This window comes from Bacillus sp. SRI_025 (assembly GCF_057592095.1).
Map to the genome: position 1 here is coordinate 536,698 of NZ_JBYEGB010000002.1, position 13,699 is coordinate 550,396.

The window sequence follows — 13,699 nt, forward strand, 5'->3', positions numbered from 1 at the left end:
GATAAATTGTTCTGTTTTTAAACGCTTCATTTTTTAAGAGGTCTCTAAAAGACTAGATATATGAATAAAAGCGAACGATATCGAAAGGTTATTTTAAAAATGTTAATGATTTTTCTGTTGCTCTCCATCCATTTCTAATGGTAGGATGTTGATAAGTGATCTAGAAAATAAGTCACCCATTTTGATAGTATGTCCAATAAATGTGAAAAATATGAGCGGATGATGGTATGGGGAGAGACTTGGCGGTTATTTTGCACTGGCAGGCGCCGAAGGAGCAAGCTGAATGATTCAGTGAATCTCTCAGGCAAAAGTACTCTTACCGGACGCAACTCTGGAGAGTGTTTGCTGATCGTTTTAGCAAACCACCAAAGGGGAAAACGCACAATGATGTTGTGCTGTAAACTTTCAGGTGCAAGGACAGAGACTTCTTTTTGATAAAAGGGAGCGCTCTGTCCTTTTTTGCTGTGATTTTTTTCTGAAAATTCAGCTTGCATTTGCACTAAAAAAAGGGGGAAACGATTGATGTTGAAACGAACACCGCTTTTTCATGCGTATGAAACGTTTGGCGCAAAAACCATTGACTTCGGGGGCTGGGAATTACCTGTCCAATTTTCTTCCATTAAAGAAGAACATGAAGCTGTTCGAACAAAAGCAGGGCTTTTTGATGTGTCTCACATGGGTGAGGTGGACGTCAAAGGTCAAGATGCCCTTCCTTTTTTACAAAGGTTATTAACCAATGATGTGTCTAAGCTGACAGACGGTAAGGCACTATATACAGCCATGTGTTATGAAGATGGCGGAACGGTAGATGACCTGCTCGTCTACCAAAAAGAAAAGAACCACTATTTACTTGTCATCAACGCATCAAATATCGATAAAGACGTGGATTGGCTTTTGAAGCACCAAGAGAAGGATGACGTATTGATCAAAAATATATCTGATCAAACCGCCTTGCTAGCGCTTCAAGGACCTCTTGCTGCTGACATCATCAAAGAGGTGGCGGATGAAGAGGTGACATCGCTTAAACCTTTTACGTTTTTATCAAAAGCTGAGGTCGCAAATAAAGAAGTGCTCGTTTCTAGAACAGGTTACACAGGGGAAGATGGCTTTGAAATCTACTGCCAGTCAGAAGATGCGGTCCACCTTTGGTCCGCTTTATTAGAAGCGGGGCAGCCAAAAGGATTAATACCGTGCGGACTCGGTGCACGTGATACCTTGAGATTTGAAGCAAGGCTTCCGCTTTATGGCCAGGAGCTGACAAAGGATATTTCTCCATTAGAAGGCGGAATTGGTTTTGCTGTCAAAACGGATAAAGAAGCTGATTTTATCGGAAAAGCAGCACTTAAAAAACAAAAAGAAGAGGGACTGAAGCGAAAGCTTGTCGGCATTGAAATGATTGAAAAAGGGATTCCGCGTACAGATTATCCAGTCTTTTCAGGAGAAAAGCAGGTTGGGTTTGTCACAACGGGCACTCAATCCCCAACATTAAAGAAAAATGTCGGGCTTGCTTTGATCGAAACCTCAGAAGCGGAGCTTGGGGCAGAGGTGGAAGTACAGGTTCGCAAAAAGCGTCTAAAAGCCAAAATCGTCACAACACCATTTTATAAAAGAACCAAATAACGAGGGGGAATAGAGGATGAAGCACAGATATTTGCCGCAAACAGAGCAAGATCAGAAAGAAATGCTGGATGTCATCGGCGTTCAGTCGATTGATGAGCTTTTTTCAGATATCCCAGAGAAGGTGAGATTCAAAGGAGCATACAACATCAAAGAAGCCGCATCTGAAACAGCGCTTGTCAGGGAATTATCCCGGCTAGCTGCAAAGAATAAGGATACAGTTTCCTATGCATCGTTTCTTGGTGCTGGTGTATATGATCATTACCAGCCTGTCATTGTCGATCATGTTATCTCACGCTCTGAATTTTATACAGCGTATACACCTTATCAGCCGGAGATTTCACAAGGTGAATTGCAAGCGATCTTTGAATTTCAAACAATGATTGCTGAGCTGACTGGTATGGATCTAGCCAATTCCTCAATGTATGATGGCGGGACGGCACTAGCAGAAGCGGCAATGCTTGCTGCGGGACACACAAAGAAGAAAAAAGTGGTGGTTTCTGAAACGGTTCACCCTGAATCAAGAGCGGTGCTGAAAACATACGCCAAAGGACAAAACATTGAAGTTGTTGAAGTGCCTGCGAAAAAAGGGCAGACAGATTTAGCTGCACTGGAAAAGGCCGTCTGCGATGATACAGCAGCAGTTCTCGTGCAATATCCAAACTTTTTTGGTGTCGTCGAGCCGTTAAAAGACATTGAACCCATTGCACATAAAGGAAAAAGCCTGTTCATTGTCTCTAGCAATCCCCTCGCACTCGGGCTATTGACGCCGCCTGGTAAACTTGGGGCAGACATTGTCGTTGGTGATGCGCAGCCGTTCGGTATCCCGGCGGCATTTGGCGGACCTCACTGCGGATATTTTGCTGTGACGAAAAAGTTGATGAGAAAAGTGCCAGGTCGTTTAGTCGGGCAGACAGAAGATGAAAATGGTGTTCGTGGATTTGTCCTGACTCTTCAAGCGCGTGAGCAGCACATTCGAAGAGATAAAGCGACGTCAAATATTTGCTCGAACCAAGCATTAAATGCGCTAGCTGCTTCTGTTGCCATGACGGCACTAGGGAAAACAGGCATAAAAGACATCGCCTATCAAAACGTGCAAAAAGCCCATTATGCCAAGACGCAGGCAGAAAAATATGGACTGCAGGCGGATGTAGAAGGGGCTCATTTTAATGAATTTGTGATCAAGTTACAGGAGCCTGTGAAAGAAGCCAATAAACGATTGCTTGAAAAAGGAATCATCGGCGGCTACGACTTAGGGCTAGACTACCCAGAGCTTGAGCAGCACATGCTTGTAGCCGTGACAGAGCTGAGAACAAAAGAAGAAATTGATACGTTTATCAAGGAATTGGGGGATCGCCATGAATAAACAAGATCAGCCGCTTATTTTTGAATTATCTAAAGAAGGAAGAATTGGGTACAGCCTGCCTGATTTAGATGTACCTGAACAGGAGATCCCGTCTTTATTTGATAAGACGTACATCCGTGATGAGGATGCTGAGCTCCCTGAAGTATCTGAGCTTGATATTATGCGTCATTATACAGCATTATCAAGACGCAATCATGGGGTCGATTCTGGATTTTATCCTCTTGGCTCTTGTACGATGAAATATAATCCAAAGATTAATGAAAAGGTTGCACGCCTTGCAGGTTTCTCGCAGGTCCATCCACTACAGGAGGCAGACACTGTACAAGGTGCATTGGAATTACTATACGATCTAGGTGAACATCTTGAAGAAATTACGGGGATGGACGCTGTGACATTACAGCCTGCGGCAGGAGCACATGGCGAGTGGACGGGACTCATGATGATCCGTGCGTACCATGAAGCAAGAGGAGATCATCAGCGTACAAAAGTCATTGTGCCTGATTCTGCTCATGGAACGAACCCGGCATCTGCGACAGTCGCTGGATTTGAAACCATTACTGTCGCATCTGATGAAAACGGGCTTGTTGATTTAGAAGATTTACGCCGCGTTGTTAATGAAGAAACAGCTGCTTTAATGCTTACAAACCCGAATACACTTGGCCTCTTTGAAGAAAACATTTTAGAAATGGCTGAAATCGTTCATGGAGCTGGCGGTAAACTTTATTATGACGGAGCCAACTTGAATGCGGTTTTAAGTAGAGCAAGACCAGGAGATATGGGATTTGATGTTGTCCACTTAAATCTTCATAAAACCTTTACAGGCCCACACGGAGGCGGAGGTCCTGGTTCAGGTCCAGTTGGCGTTAAAAAAGATTTAATTCCGTATTTGCCAAAGCCGGTGCTTGTAAAGAAGGAAGGTCGTTTTTACTTTGAATATGACCGTCCGGAATCAATCGGGCGCGTGAAGCCATTCTATGGCAACTTTGGCATTAACGTCAGAGCCTATGCGTACATCCGCTCTATGGGGCCAGACGGCTTAAAGGCTGTAACCGATAATGCCGTGTTAAATGCGAACTATATGATGCGCCGCTTAAGTGCTCATTATGATTTGCCGTTTGATCGTCACTGTAAGCATGAATTTGTCCTTTCAGGTAAACGTCAGAAAAAATTAGGTGTGCGGACACTGGATATTGCCAAACGATTACTTGATTTCGGCTACCATCCGCCAACGATCTACTTCCCGCTCAATGTAGAGGAATGTATCATGATTGAACCGACCGAAACAGAATCAAAAGAAACACTTGATGCATTCATCGAAGCAATGATTCAAATTGCGAAAGAAGCAGAAGAGAATCCTGAAGTGGTGCAGGAAGCGCCGCATACAACCGTCGTGAAACGTATGGACGAAACAAAGGCCGCTCGGAATCCCGTTCTCGTTTTTGAAAGAAAATAAAGAAAAAAGACTCAGGGGGAATCATGCTCCCAGAGTCTTTTTTGTTAGTTCTTCGTTTTAATGCGGCCGCCCCATTTTTTAAAGCCGCCTTTTAAATTATAAATCTCACGGCAGCCATTTTTACGTAAAGTTTGGGCTGCTTTTCCGCTTCTAAAGTTATTTTGGCAATAGAGGTAAACAGGCTTGTCAGGACGTATTTCATTTTTGCGCTGCTTTAGTTGGGAAAGAGGGATATTTCTTGCCCCTAAAATATGTCCGCCTTCAAACTCATTTGGCTCTCTCACATCAATGAGCTGGGCTTTGCGGTAACCTTTAATAAATTCTGCTTCCGTCAGCGTTTTCATAATGCGCTGCTGATAAATGTAGCTGCCGATGGAATAAAGAACAAAAAGTCCACAAAGTGAGAGGACGATATAGTTGAACATTGACAATACAACTCGACTCCTTCTTGAGCATCAGCACAGTAGCCTGTCTGATGGTACGTTTTAGACAAATACTATTATAGTAAAGCATAAGAAACTTGTCATCATAAATGGTAAGAATTATTTTCAATTCCGTTCCTATTTGATAGACTGATGAAGAGAGAAAACCGGTGGTCACCACCATCATCTAACATTGACTACGTAAAAGAGAAGGGATTTTATATGCAAAAAGAGAAATGGTGTTTCATTGATTCAGGAAACCAAGACCCTGCCTTTAACATGGCAATGGACGAAGCCTTGCTTTATTGGCATAGTGAGAAGCTCATTCCGCCTGTTATCCGCTTTTATGGATGGGATCCGGCGACATTATCTGTTGGGTATTTTCAGAACGTTGAAAAAGAAATCAACCTAGAAGCTGTCAAGCGCTATGGTCTTGGATTTGTCCGCAGACCAACCGGAGGACGAGGAGTACTACATGACCAGGAGCTGACCTACAGCGTGATTGTGTCAGAGGAACATCCAGAAATGCCAGCAACGGTGACAGAGGCGTACCGCGTCATTTCAGAAGGCATTTTAGAAGGATTTAAAGAGCTGGGACTCGATGCGTATTTTGCCATTCCTCGTACAGATAAAGAAAAGGAAAGCTTAAAGAATCCAAGATCTTCTGTATGCTTTGATGCCCCTTCTTGGTACGAGCTTGTTGTAGAAGGCAGAAAGGTAGCGGGCAGTGCTCAGACGAGACAAAAAGGTGTCATCCTCCAGCATGGATCTATTTTAATTGACCTTGATGAGGATAAATTATTCGATTTGTTCCTTTATCCTAACGACCGGGTAAGAGAGCGGATGCAGCGAAGCTTTAAAAACAAAGCGGTTGCCATCAATGAAATCTCAGACCGAACTTGTACGATAGACGATGCGCGTGTTGCGTTTAAAAGAGGATTTGAAAAAGGATTAAATATTGAGCTTGAACCTTATGAGCTGACAGATGAAGAATTAGCGTTTGTCCATCATCTCGCCAAAACGAAATATGCCTCAGATGATTGGAATTACAAGCGTTAAGACGATGGACACTCCTTGTTTTTTAATGAACGATGGTGTAGAATTGGGTTGATTATTAAGTAAAGGTGCATTATGGAGGGGTTTTATGACTACACCTAGTATGGAAGATTACATTGAACAAATTTATATGCTGATAGAAGAAAAAGGATATGCCAGAGTCTCTGATATTGCAGAAGCACTCGCTGTCCATCCCTCCTCTGTAACAAAAATGGTTCAGAAGCTAGATAAAGATGAATACCTCATTTATGAGAAGTATCGTGGTCTAATTTTAACCCCGAAAGGCAAAAAAATTGGAAAACGTCTCGTATACAGACATGAACTGCTGGAGCAATTTTTAAGAATCATTGGTGTAGATGAAGAGAAAATTTATGATGATGTAGAAGGCATTGAACATCATCTCAGCTGGAACAGCATTGACCGCATCGGCGATCTCGTTCAATTTTTTGAAGAAAACGATGAGCGATCTGTTCAGCTGAAAGCGATTCAAAAGAAAAACGAACAAACAAATCAAGAATCTTAATCAAAAAGGACACCCTTAGCATGGGTGTCCTTTTTGATTAAAGTTCTAATTGAAAGCAAATGCTCCTACACTATTATTAGCGTGAAATCAAAGGGGGCTCCTTGATGAAGATAGATGGTGTGTTCTCAGGTGGAGGCATTAAGGGGGCAGCGCTTGCTGGTGCCTATGAAGCGCTTGAAGCGAGAGGATTTCAATTTGTCCGTCTTGCTGGTACAAGTGCTGGAGCAATCATTGCTTCACTCATCGCAGCAGGTTTTACAAGCCAGGAAATTCGGGAGCTTTTAGATGAAATGGATGAGCATCAATTGCTTGATAGAAGATGTCAATTCATCCCGTTCAAAATGCTTAGGTGGGTATCCATTTACTGGCGTCTTGGTCTTTATAAAGGAGACCGGCTGGAAAAATGGCTGACTGATGTGCTAAAACGAAAAGGGGTCACCGTGTTTGGAGACCTCAAAAAAGATTCGCTGAAAATTGTTGCGTCCGATTTAACGAATGGAAAAATCCTCGTACTGCCAGACGACCTTCCTTCATATGGCTTGAATCCAGAGCGGTTTTCCGTGGCGAGGGCCATTCGAATGAGCTGCAGCCTGCCGTATTTTTTCGAACCTGTCAAACTGAAGTCTTCAAAAGGCATTTGTACCATTGTAGATGGAGGAGTGCTTAGCAACTTTCCAATTTGGCTGTTTGCAGAAGAGAAAAAAAGACCGTTCGTCGGTGTCACATTAACGCCAAACGAAAAAGAACGCCCACAACACTCCATCCGCAATGCGTTTGAACTGTTTGGCGCTCTTTTTGAAACGATGCGTGGTGCTCATGACGAAAGACATATCGCCACAAAACACGAACGTCATATTATTTTTATTCCTGTAGAACACGTCATTGCCACTGATTTTCAACTCATGACAGAAAAGAAAAAGGCGCTCGTCGATCTAGGTAGACAGAAGGCCGAGCAATTTTTAAAAAGCTGGACATTTTAAAATAAGGCGCGATTCTTCTTTTTGTTTTTCTTGCCTTCAATCACAGTCAAATGTGTTTGGCTTTTCTTTTTGAGAAGGACGGGCTTAGACTTGTGGTCAGTCGGCACGCTTCGCAAATGAGTGACCCGATTTTTCATCTGGCTTTTCGTTTTTGGTTTAGGCTGCTGGTAGCGACGTTTTGATTGTTTGACTGCTTTGCGATAAAGATTGCCTTCTGTTCCAGTTCTTCGATTCATCAGCCATCTAAATAGGAAAAATAGGGCCGCTCCAATGATCACAACAGACAGCAGCATTGTAAAAAGTCTGCCTGGGTTCGTTGTGAGTAAGTACACAAATCCCAAAACACCTAAAGCGAAAATAATGGTAAAAGCAGGATGTACTCGGCGATTCATAACTGTCCACCTCCGAAGGAATTTACCGGATTTATAAGTTAGATCACTTGATGAGCAGAATCTGACGCTTGTTTTAGAGATGCTTCCTCTAAACGAAGAAGTTCATTAAAACTTGCAATGGCTACCTCGACTTGATCGTCAGAAGGTTCTTTTGTTGTAAGCAATTGCAGCCAAAGGCCAGGATAGCCAAGCACTTTAAGTACAGGCACTTCTCGGAGTTTGTTCGTGAGCTGAAGCACTTCAAATGAAATGCCCAGAACAACCGGAATGAGCGCCAAGCGGTTCAGAACTCTCACCCATAAAGGATCTGTCGGTACGAGTAAATAGACGAACATTCCAACAATGACAGTGAATAAAATAAAGCTGCTGCCGCATCGATAATGCAGACGGGATTGCTTTTGGACATTTTCCACTGTGATGTCAAGGTTCTGTTCATAGCAGTTTATGACTTTATGTTCTGCCCCATGATATTGAAATACTCTTTTAATTAAAGGGGTCATGGAAATAAAGTAAATATAGCCTAATAAAAGGACCAATTTAAAGAATGTTTCCACTGCGATTTGTGCGAAATTCCCTGAAAAGATGGGACGCACAAGCTCTGCTAAAAAGACAGGTACCAGGGTAAAGACAAATTTACTAAAGAGAAGAGAGAGAACTCCGATCACAGCAATGCCGAAAATCATGGATAATTTCGAGCCTTTTTGTTCTTTTTCAAGAGTATGATCTTCAGAAGGATCTAAGTCATATCGCTCACTGGAGAAGTTTAAGTGCTTACTGCCGTTTGCGCTTGCTTCAACAAGTGCAGCAACACCCCTGACAAAGGGGATTTTCTTGAGAAAGGCGGTTCGTTTATTGGAGGTCCGGGGAAGCTTCAAAAACTCAATGGACTGGTCCTTTCGCCGAATCGCTGTCACATAGTTCTTCTTACCTCCGAACATGACACCTTCGACAACTGCCTGCCCTCCATAAGCTGGAGGTTTTGTTTGATTGGACATATTTCATCAACCTGCCTGTTTCCTGTAATTTACATGCATTTCCTTATACCTTTATTGTACAGGATTTGAGGGGAAATCACTAGCGCACAGGTCGATTATCTACTAGAATTCTATCTACCTCTTTTTAGCCAGTATACCCTGTTTTAAAAATTTTACACTCACGCATGGAAATCCTTTTTTTTCATGACATTTTGGACATACTACTTGCTGGAGGTGTTCACAAATGAAACGTGATGAAAAGAAAAACCAAGAAGAAAAAAATCAGTCCGTGCAAACGACATCACTTGTGGCAAGAGCAGCTGCTACAGGATTTGTAGGCGGTGTTTTTTGGGGCTTTATCGGGTTTCTGACCCATGTGTTCCATTTTTCAGAGGTGAGTCCTAACATGTTGCTTCAGCCATTTGTGCTTGGAGAGTGGAAAAAGGGAGGACTTGGTACTTTTATAAGTATTATGCTGTTAGGAATTTTATCGATTGGAGCCGCCTTTATTTATTATGGGCTTTTAAAAAGGATCAAAGGCTTTTGGATGGGTCTGGTTTATGGCGGGCTTTTATGGCTGCTTGTTTTTTACGTATTTAATCCCATTTTCCCAGATGTAAAGCAAGTACAAGACTTGCAGCAAAGCACCATTGTTACGACATTTTGCCTATATATTTTATATGGCATGTTTGTCGGGTACAGCATTTCGTTTGAATATAATGAATTGACGAGTCAAAAGCTTGCGAGGGCACTCGGGAAAAAGACAGAATAAAGTGTAAATCACCTATTCATATGATAAAATATTTTTGGAAACGAAAGGTTTCTAAGGAAAAAGAAACAGATCTCAATATAGATTGAATTAGGGTGAAGGAGTGGTCATATGCCTCATTTTCTTGTACTGAATGGACCCAATTTAAATAGGCTTGGCAAAAGAGAGCCTGCTGTTTATGGAAGTAAGACGCTGACAGATTTAGAGACAGATTTGTTCCAGTTTGCAGAACGAGCAAACATTCAATTAACGTTCTTTCAATCGAATCACGAAGGGGATTTGATTGATGCGCTCCACGAAGCAGAAGATCAGTACGATGGAGTCGTGTTTAACCCGGGTGCATTTACCCACTACAGCTATGCGCTGAGAGATGCCATTGCAAGTATTTCTTTATCTGTCATTGAAGTACATATCTCAAATGTTCATAAGAGAGAGGAATTCCGCCATCATTCTGTACTTGCTCCAGTATGCCAAGGGCAAATCGTTGGACTTGGCTTAGAAGGGTATAAATTGGCGATTCGTTATTTAGTCAGTGAAGGGGGAGCAGTATCATGAAACTTGAAAAACTAAGAACACTTTTAAGCGAATTAGAGATCGATGGCATTGTCATTACGAGCAGCTTTAATTTACAGTACATGACCAGCTTTACCGGATCTGCCGGCCTTGCAGTTGTTTCAAAGGACCGGGCAGCTTTTATCACGGACTTCCGCTATACAGAGCAAGCGAAGGATCAAGTCAAAGGTTATGACATCATTGAACATAAAGGAAACATTGTGGAAACGGCTGCCCAAACGGCGAAGGAATTTGGAGTAAAACGCCTTGGGTTTGAACAAAACCATATGACATTTGCCACGTATCAGCAGTACGCAGCCAAAGCAGGTGAGATAGAGCTTGTTCCAGTCTCTGAATCAGTTGAAAAGTTGCGCTTGATTAAGTCTAGTGAAGAGATTAAGATATTAGAGGAAGCTGCGAAGATTGCAGATCAAGCCTTTGATCATATTCTCACTTACATCAAGCCGGGCCTGACGGAAATTGCTGTCATGAACGAGCTTGAATTTTTCATGAGAAAAGAAGGTGCTGAAGGATCTTCATTCGATATGATTGTTGCTTCTGGTGTTCGTTCAAGCCTGCCGCACGGAAGAGCGAGTGAAAAGGTAATTGAATCTGGTGATTTAGTGACACTCGATTTCGGTGCTTACTATAAAGGCTATTGTTCTGATATGACAAGAACGATTGCTGTCGGAACACCAAGCGACAAGCTAAAGGAAATTTATCATATCGTATTAGAAGCAGAAAACGCTGGTGTGGATAGAATCAAGCCAGGCTTAACAGGAAAAGAAGCTGATCGCATCACACGAGACATCATTGAAAAGTACGGCTATGGTCAATACTTCGGGCATTCAACCGGGCACGGCCTAGGTATGGAAGTACATGAAGCGCCAGGCCTTTCCTCACGATCAGAGGTCGTTTTAGAAGAGGGAATGGTCGTCACAGTTGAGCCGGGGATTTACTTGCCAGATGTCGGCGGCGTGAGAATTGAGGATGATATTGTCCTGACAGCTGACGGCAATAAACGATTGACCCACTCACCGAAAGAACTTATCATATTATGATGGTGAAATGTAGGAGGATGACAAAATGATTTCAGTAAACGATTTTCGTACTGGCCTGACAATTGAAGTGGACGGCGGTATTTGGCGAGTAGTGGATTTCCAGCACGTAAAACCAGGGAAAGGCGCAGCGTTTGTTCGTTCGAAACTGCGTAACCTGCGTACTGGTGCCATTCAAGAAAAAACATTCCGCGCAGGCGAAAAAGTAGCGAAAGCTCAAATCGAAACAAAAACAATGCAATACTTGTATGCTAATGGCGATCAGCATGTCTTCATGGATACAAGTTCTTATGAGCAGCTTGAACTAAGTGAAGCACAAATTAAAGATGAGCTGAAATATTTACTTGAAAATATGTCTGTTCAAATCGTGATGTACGGTGCTGAAACACTTGGAGTAGAACTTCCAAACACAGTAGAACTAGAAGTAGTAGAAACAGAGCCTGGTATTAAAGGTGACACAACATCAGGCGGTTCAAAACCTGCAAAAACTGAAACTGGTTTAATCGTCAACGTTCCTTTCTTTGTGAACCAAGGAGATAAACTAGTAATTAATACATCAGACGGCTCATACGTTTCAAGAGCGTAATGAACGAAAAAAGGCTGTAAACCTCGTGTTTACAGTCTTTTTTTATTGAAAAATGACTCCTCAAGACTGGCCTTCTCTCAATTCTCTCATTCATCTCTCTTCCTTCCTGAAAAACAAGACTACTTCCAGCTGGTCAAGCATATAGTGTAAAAAAAGCTGGAGGTTCTATATGAAACAATTGCTCCCAGGCATACACCCGTCGGTCGCTGCAATGGCAGGCATGAGGTTCTTATCCGCCGCCATTGAACTGACGGCAGCCATCCTCATTTTAATCACAAATGATGTACGGAAAGCAGTGGTCATCAATAGTATATTGGCGATCATCGGACCGCTCATTTTTATTATCACGATGACGATTGGAATCTATCAAATTGCAGGGCAGTTATCCTATGCAAAGCTCGTGTTCATTTTCATTGGTGTCGTGTTTATTCTTGTTGGGATCTATAAGTGAAACGGCTTGGCATAATTAACGGCTCACATCATACATTTTAGAGAAGAAAAAAAGGAGGGGAATTCGTTGCGGAGTTTGTTGGATATTCTCCCGCACTCGATTGGACAAGAACTCAGACTGCTGAAAGAGGCAGAATGGGCGCAAATAGAAGAAATCCGCATTCGCACGGATCGTCCTATTGAACTGATGCAAGGAGGAAAACCACGTTTCCTTTCTTATCACACCACCTGGGAAGATGCGTCTCAGCTATTAGGCAGGCTGAGCAATTACAGCATGTACACACTTGAGGAAGAGCTAAAACAGGGCTATATCACCATATCTGGCGGACACCGGGTAGGACTTGCAGGAAAGGTGATCGTTGAAAACGGATTTGTCAAAGGGCTAAGAGATATCTCTTCATTTAATATCCGCATTTCGAAAGAAAAAATCGGGATTGCGCTTCCCTTTCTTCCTTATTTATATAAAGAGCATTGGCACAATACACTGATCATCGGTCCCCCGCAAACGGGGAAAACCACATTGCTCCGGGATATAGCACGTCTTGCTAGTACAGGCACAAAGACAATTCCTCCTAGAAAAACAGGCATTATTGATGAGCGTTCTGAAATTGCCGGTTGTATCAGAGGGGTGCCGCAGCACCATTTTGGCCACCGGATTGATGTCCTCGATGCGTGTCCAAAGGCTGAAGGGTTGATGATGATGATTCGGTCTATGAGCCCAGAGGTCATGATTGTCGATGAAATCGGAAAAAGTGAGGATGTCGAGGCACTTTTAGAAGCGATTCATGCTGGAGTCAACATCATCGTCTCAGCTCATGGCTATTCACTTGAAGATGTTTATAAACGTCCTTCATTTAAGCCGTTATGGGAGCTTCGTGTGTTTGAACGATATGTTGAATTAAATCGAAACAATGGACCAGGTACGATCGGGCGGATTTACGGCGGGGACGGCCAAGAGATGAAATGGAGGCGGGGAGTGGACGTATGTTAAAGCTCATTGGCGCTATTTTCATTGTCGCGGCCACGACTTGGGGAGGATTCGAGTTTGCCAAACGATACAGCGACAGACCTAAACAAATTCGGCAGCTGCGCTTTGCTCTCCAGTCTCTTGAAGCTGAAATTATGTATGGCCAAACCCCTTTAGCGCGGGCTGCAGAGCAAATTGCAGCGCAGGTAGGTCCTCCAGTGAATCAGCTGTTTGAACAATTTGCAGAAAAGCTGAAAGTGGGGACTTTTTCTGCACGTCATGCATGGAACGAAAGTCTTGAAGATGTTTGGAAAAAGACTGTATTGAAAAAAGGCGAATATGAGGCGCTGAAGCACTTTGGGGAAACTCTTGGCCAGCATGATGTCACTTCTCAGCAAAAGTACATCAAGCTTGCTTTAGGCCATTTGGAATCAGAGGAGAAAGAAGCAGAAATCGCCCAAGAGAAAAATGAAAAAATGGTCAGAAGCCTTGGATTTTTAAGCGGATTGTTACTGATTCTTTTATTGATGTGAG

Annotated in this window: 16 protein-coding genes and 2 riboswitches; of the genes, 13 read left to right on the forward strand and 3 right to left on the reverse strand. The window is 42.8% G+C overall.

Annotation, left to right across the window (positions count from 1 at the left end; genetic code table 11):
- Positions 1 to 219 precede the first annotated feature (219 nt).
- Positions 220 to 326, forward strand: a riboswitch (glycine riboswitch).
- A gap of 3 nt (positions 327 to 329) precedes the next feature.
- A riboswitch (glycine riboswitch) is annotated at positions 330 to 423 on the forward strand.
- Positions 424 to 522: 99 nt separating this feature from the next.
- The 3 genes from gcvT to gcvPB are packed head-to-tail and all read left to right on the forward strand — an operon-like array spanning position 523 to position 4,436.
- Positions 523 to 1,620, forward strand: a complete 1,098-nt coding sequence (gene gcvT / locus AC20OE_RS07715) for a glycine cleavage system aminomethyltransferase GcvT (RefSeq protein ID WP_039179920.1) — start codon at positions 523 to 525, stop codon at positions 1,618 to 1,620.
- Positions 1,621 to 1,636: 16 nt separating this feature from the next.
- Positions 1,637 to 2,983 carry an aminomethyl-transferring glycine dehydrogenase subunit GcvPA gene (gcvPA, locus tag AC20OE_RS07720; protein ID WP_041086157.1) on the forward strand — a complete coding sequence of 449 codons (1,347 nt, stop codon included), beginning with the start codon at positions 1,637 to 1,639 and terminating at the stop codon, positions 2,981 to 2,983.
- Positions 2,976 to 4,436 carry an aminomethyl-transferring glycine dehydrogenase subunit GcvPB gene (gene gcvPB, locus AC20OE_RS07725; RefSeq protein ID WP_039179914.1) on the forward strand — a complete coding sequence of 487 codons (1,461 nt, stop codon included), beginning with the start codon at positions 2,976 to 2,978 and terminating at the stop codon, positions 4,434 to 4,436. The genes gcvPA and gcvPB overlap by 8 nt, the downstream gene beginning before the upstream one ends.
- A gap of 44 nt (positions 4,437 to 4,480) precedes the next feature.
- On the opposite strand, the gene AC20OE_RS07730 is transcribed toward gcvPB, so the two are convergent.
- Positions 4,481 to 4,861, reverse strand: coding sequence for a rhodanese-like domain-containing protein (locus AC20OE_RS07730; RefSeq protein WP_039183198.1), 381 nt, complete (start codon positions 4,859 to 4,861; stop codon positions 4,481 to 4,483).
- A 219-nt stretch (positions 4,862 to 5,080) separates the two neighbouring features.
- Between AC20OE_RS07730 and AC20OE_RS07735 the strand changes: the two genes are divergently transcribed.
- The 3 genes from AC20OE_RS07735 (at position 5,081) to AC20OE_RS07745 (ending at position 7,417) form a co-directional block, all read left to right on the forward strand.
- Entirely contained in the window at positions 5,081 to 5,917 is an 837-nt protein-coding gene (locus AC20OE_RS07735; protein WP_039179911.1) for a lipoate--protein ligase family protein, read from the forward strand.
- 85 nt (positions 5,918 to 6,002) lie between these two features.
- A complete protein-coding gene (mntR, locus tag AC20OE_RS07740; protein WP_003215946.1) occupies positions 6,003 to 6,437 on the forward strand; it encodes a transcriptional regulator MntR in 435 nt (144 codons plus the stop codon).
- Positions 6,438 to 6,541: 104 nt separating this feature from the next.
- A complete protein-coding gene (locus AC20OE_RS07745; protein WP_047202281.1) occupies positions 6,542 to 7,417 on the forward strand; it encodes a patatin-like phospholipase family protein in 876 nt (291 codons plus the stop codon).
- Here AC20OE_RS07745 and AC20OE_RS07750 read toward each other — a convergent pair.
- Positions 7,414 to 7,809: an SA1362 family protein gene (locus AC20OE_RS07750; RefSeq protein ID WP_039179905.1), complete on the reverse strand. Its 396-nt coding sequence runs from the start codon at positions 7,807 to 7,809 to the stop codon at positions 7,414 to 7,416. The genes AC20OE_RS07745 and AC20OE_RS07750 overlap by 4 nt on opposite strands.
- 38 nt (positions 7,810 to 7,847) lie before the next feature.
- Positions 7,848 to 8,804 carry a DUF1385 domain-containing protein gene (locus AC20OE_RS07755; protein ID WP_039179902.1) on the reverse strand — a complete coding sequence of 319 codons (957 nt, stop codon included), beginning with the start codon at positions 8,802 to 8,804 and terminating at the stop codon, positions 7,848 to 7,850.
- Positions 8,805 to 9,027: 223 nt separating this feature from the next.
- Between AC20OE_RS07755 and AC20OE_RS07760 the strand changes: the two genes are divergently transcribed.
- From AC20OE_RS07760 to spoIIIAB, 7 genes are all read left to right on the forward strand, one after another.
- Positions 9,028 to 9,555: a YqhR family membrane protein gene (locus AC20OE_RS07760; protein WP_047202279.1), complete on the forward strand. Its 528-nt coding sequence runs from the start codon at positions 9,028 to 9,030 to the stop codon at positions 9,553 to 9,555.
- 108 nt (positions 9,556 to 9,663) lie between these two features.
- Entirely contained in the window at positions 9,664 to 10,107 is a 444-nt protein-coding gene (gene aroQ / locus AC20OE_RS07765) for a type II 3-dehydroquinate dehydratase (protein WP_034280247.1), read from the forward strand.
- Complete coding sequence (locus tag AC20OE_RS07770; RefSeq protein ID WP_372556053.1) at positions 10,104 to 11,165, forward strand: M24 family metallopeptidase; 1,062 nt, start codon at positions 10,104 to 10,106, stop codon at positions 11,163 to 11,165. Before aroQ ends, AC20OE_RS07770 begins: the two co-directional genes overlap by 4 nt.
- Before the next feature lie 25 nt (positions 11,166 to 11,190).
- Positions 11,191 to 11,748, forward strand: a complete 558-nt coding sequence (gene efp, locus AC20OE_RS07775; RefSeq protein WP_024422954.1) for an elongation factor P — start codon at positions 11,191 to 11,193, stop codon at positions 11,746 to 11,748.
- 169 nt (positions 11,749 to 11,917) lie between these two features.
- Positions 11,918 to 12,199: a YqhV family protein gene (locus tag AC20OE_RS07780; protein ID WP_059374876.1), complete on the forward strand. Its 282-nt coding sequence runs from the start codon at positions 11,918 to 11,920 to the stop codon at positions 12,197 to 12,199.
- Between the two features lie 66 nt (positions 12,200 to 12,265).
- The gene (gene spoIIIAA / locus AC20OE_RS07785; RefSeq protein ID WP_059374875.1) at positions 12,266 to 13,189 is read left to right on the forward strand and encodes a stage III sporulation protein AA; all 924 of its coding nucleotides are present in this window, start codon (positions 12,266 to 12,268) and stop codon (positions 13,187 to 13,189) included.
- On the forward strand, positions 13,183 to 13,698 hold the full coding sequence (gene spoIIIAB, locus AC20OE_RS07790; protein WP_059374873.1) for a stage III sporulation protein SpoIIIAB: 516 nt from the start codon (positions 13,183 to 13,185) through the stop codon (positions 13,696 to 13,698). Before spoIIIAA ends, spoIIIAB begins: the two co-directional genes overlap by 7 nt.
- Position 13,699 lies beyond the last annotated feature (1 nt).

Coding starts and splice junctions, on each gene's coding strand:
- gcvT (WP_039179920.1), top strand. CDS start 523: ATGTTGAAACGAACACCGCTTTTTCATGCGTATGAAACGTTTGGCGCA.
- gcvPA (WP_041086157.1), top strand. CDS start 1,637: ATGAAGCACAGATATTTGCCGCAAACAGAGCAAGATCAGAAAGAAATG.
- gcvPB (WP_039179914.1), top strand. CDS start 2,976: ATGAATAAACAAGATCAGCCGCTTATTTTTGAATTATCTAAAGAAGGA.
- AC20OE_RS07730 (WP_039183198.1), bottom strand. CDS start 4,861: ATGTTCAACTATATCGTCCTCTCACTTTGTGGACTTTTTGTTCTTTAT.
- AC20OE_RS07735 (WP_039179911.1), top strand. CDS start 5,081: ATGCAAAAAGAGAAATGGTGTTTCATTGATTCAGGAAACCAAGACCCT.
- mntR (WP_003215946.1), top strand. CDS start 6,003: ATGACTACACCTAGTATGGAAGATTACATTGAACAAATTTATATGCTG.
- AC20OE_RS07745 (WP_047202281.1), top strand. CDS start 6,542: ATGAAGATAGATGGTGTGTTCTCAGGTGGAGGCATTAAGGGGGCAGCG.
- AC20OE_RS07750 (WP_039179905.1), bottom strand. CDS start 7,809: ATGAATCGCCGAGTACATCCTGCTTTTACCATTATTTTCGCTTTAGGT.
- AC20OE_RS07755 (WP_039179902.1), bottom strand. CDS start 8,804: ATGTCCAATCAAACAAAACCTCCAGCTTATGGAGGGCAGGCAGTTGTC.
- AC20OE_RS07760 (WP_047202279.1), top strand. CDS start 9,028: ATGAAACGTGATGAAAAGAAAAACCAAGAAGAAAAAAATCAGTCCGTG.
- aroQ (WP_034280247.1), top strand. CDS start 9,664: ATGCCTCATTTTCTTGTACTGAATGGACCCAATTTAAATAGGCTTGGC.
- AC20OE_RS07770 (WP_372556053.1), top strand. CDS start 10,104: ATGAAACTTGAAAAACTAAGAACACTTTTAAGCGAATTAGAGATCGAT.
- efp (WP_024422954.1), top strand. CDS start 11,191: ATGATTTCAGTAAACGATTTTCGTACTGGCCTGACAATTGAAGTGGAC.
- AC20OE_RS07780 (WP_059374876.1), top strand. CDS start 11,918: ATGAAACAATTGCTCCCAGGCATACACCCGTCGGTCGCTGCAATGGCA.
- spoIIIAB (WP_059374873.1), top strand. CDS start 13,183: ATGTTAAAGCTCATTGGCGCTATTTTCATTGTCGCGGCCACGACTTGG.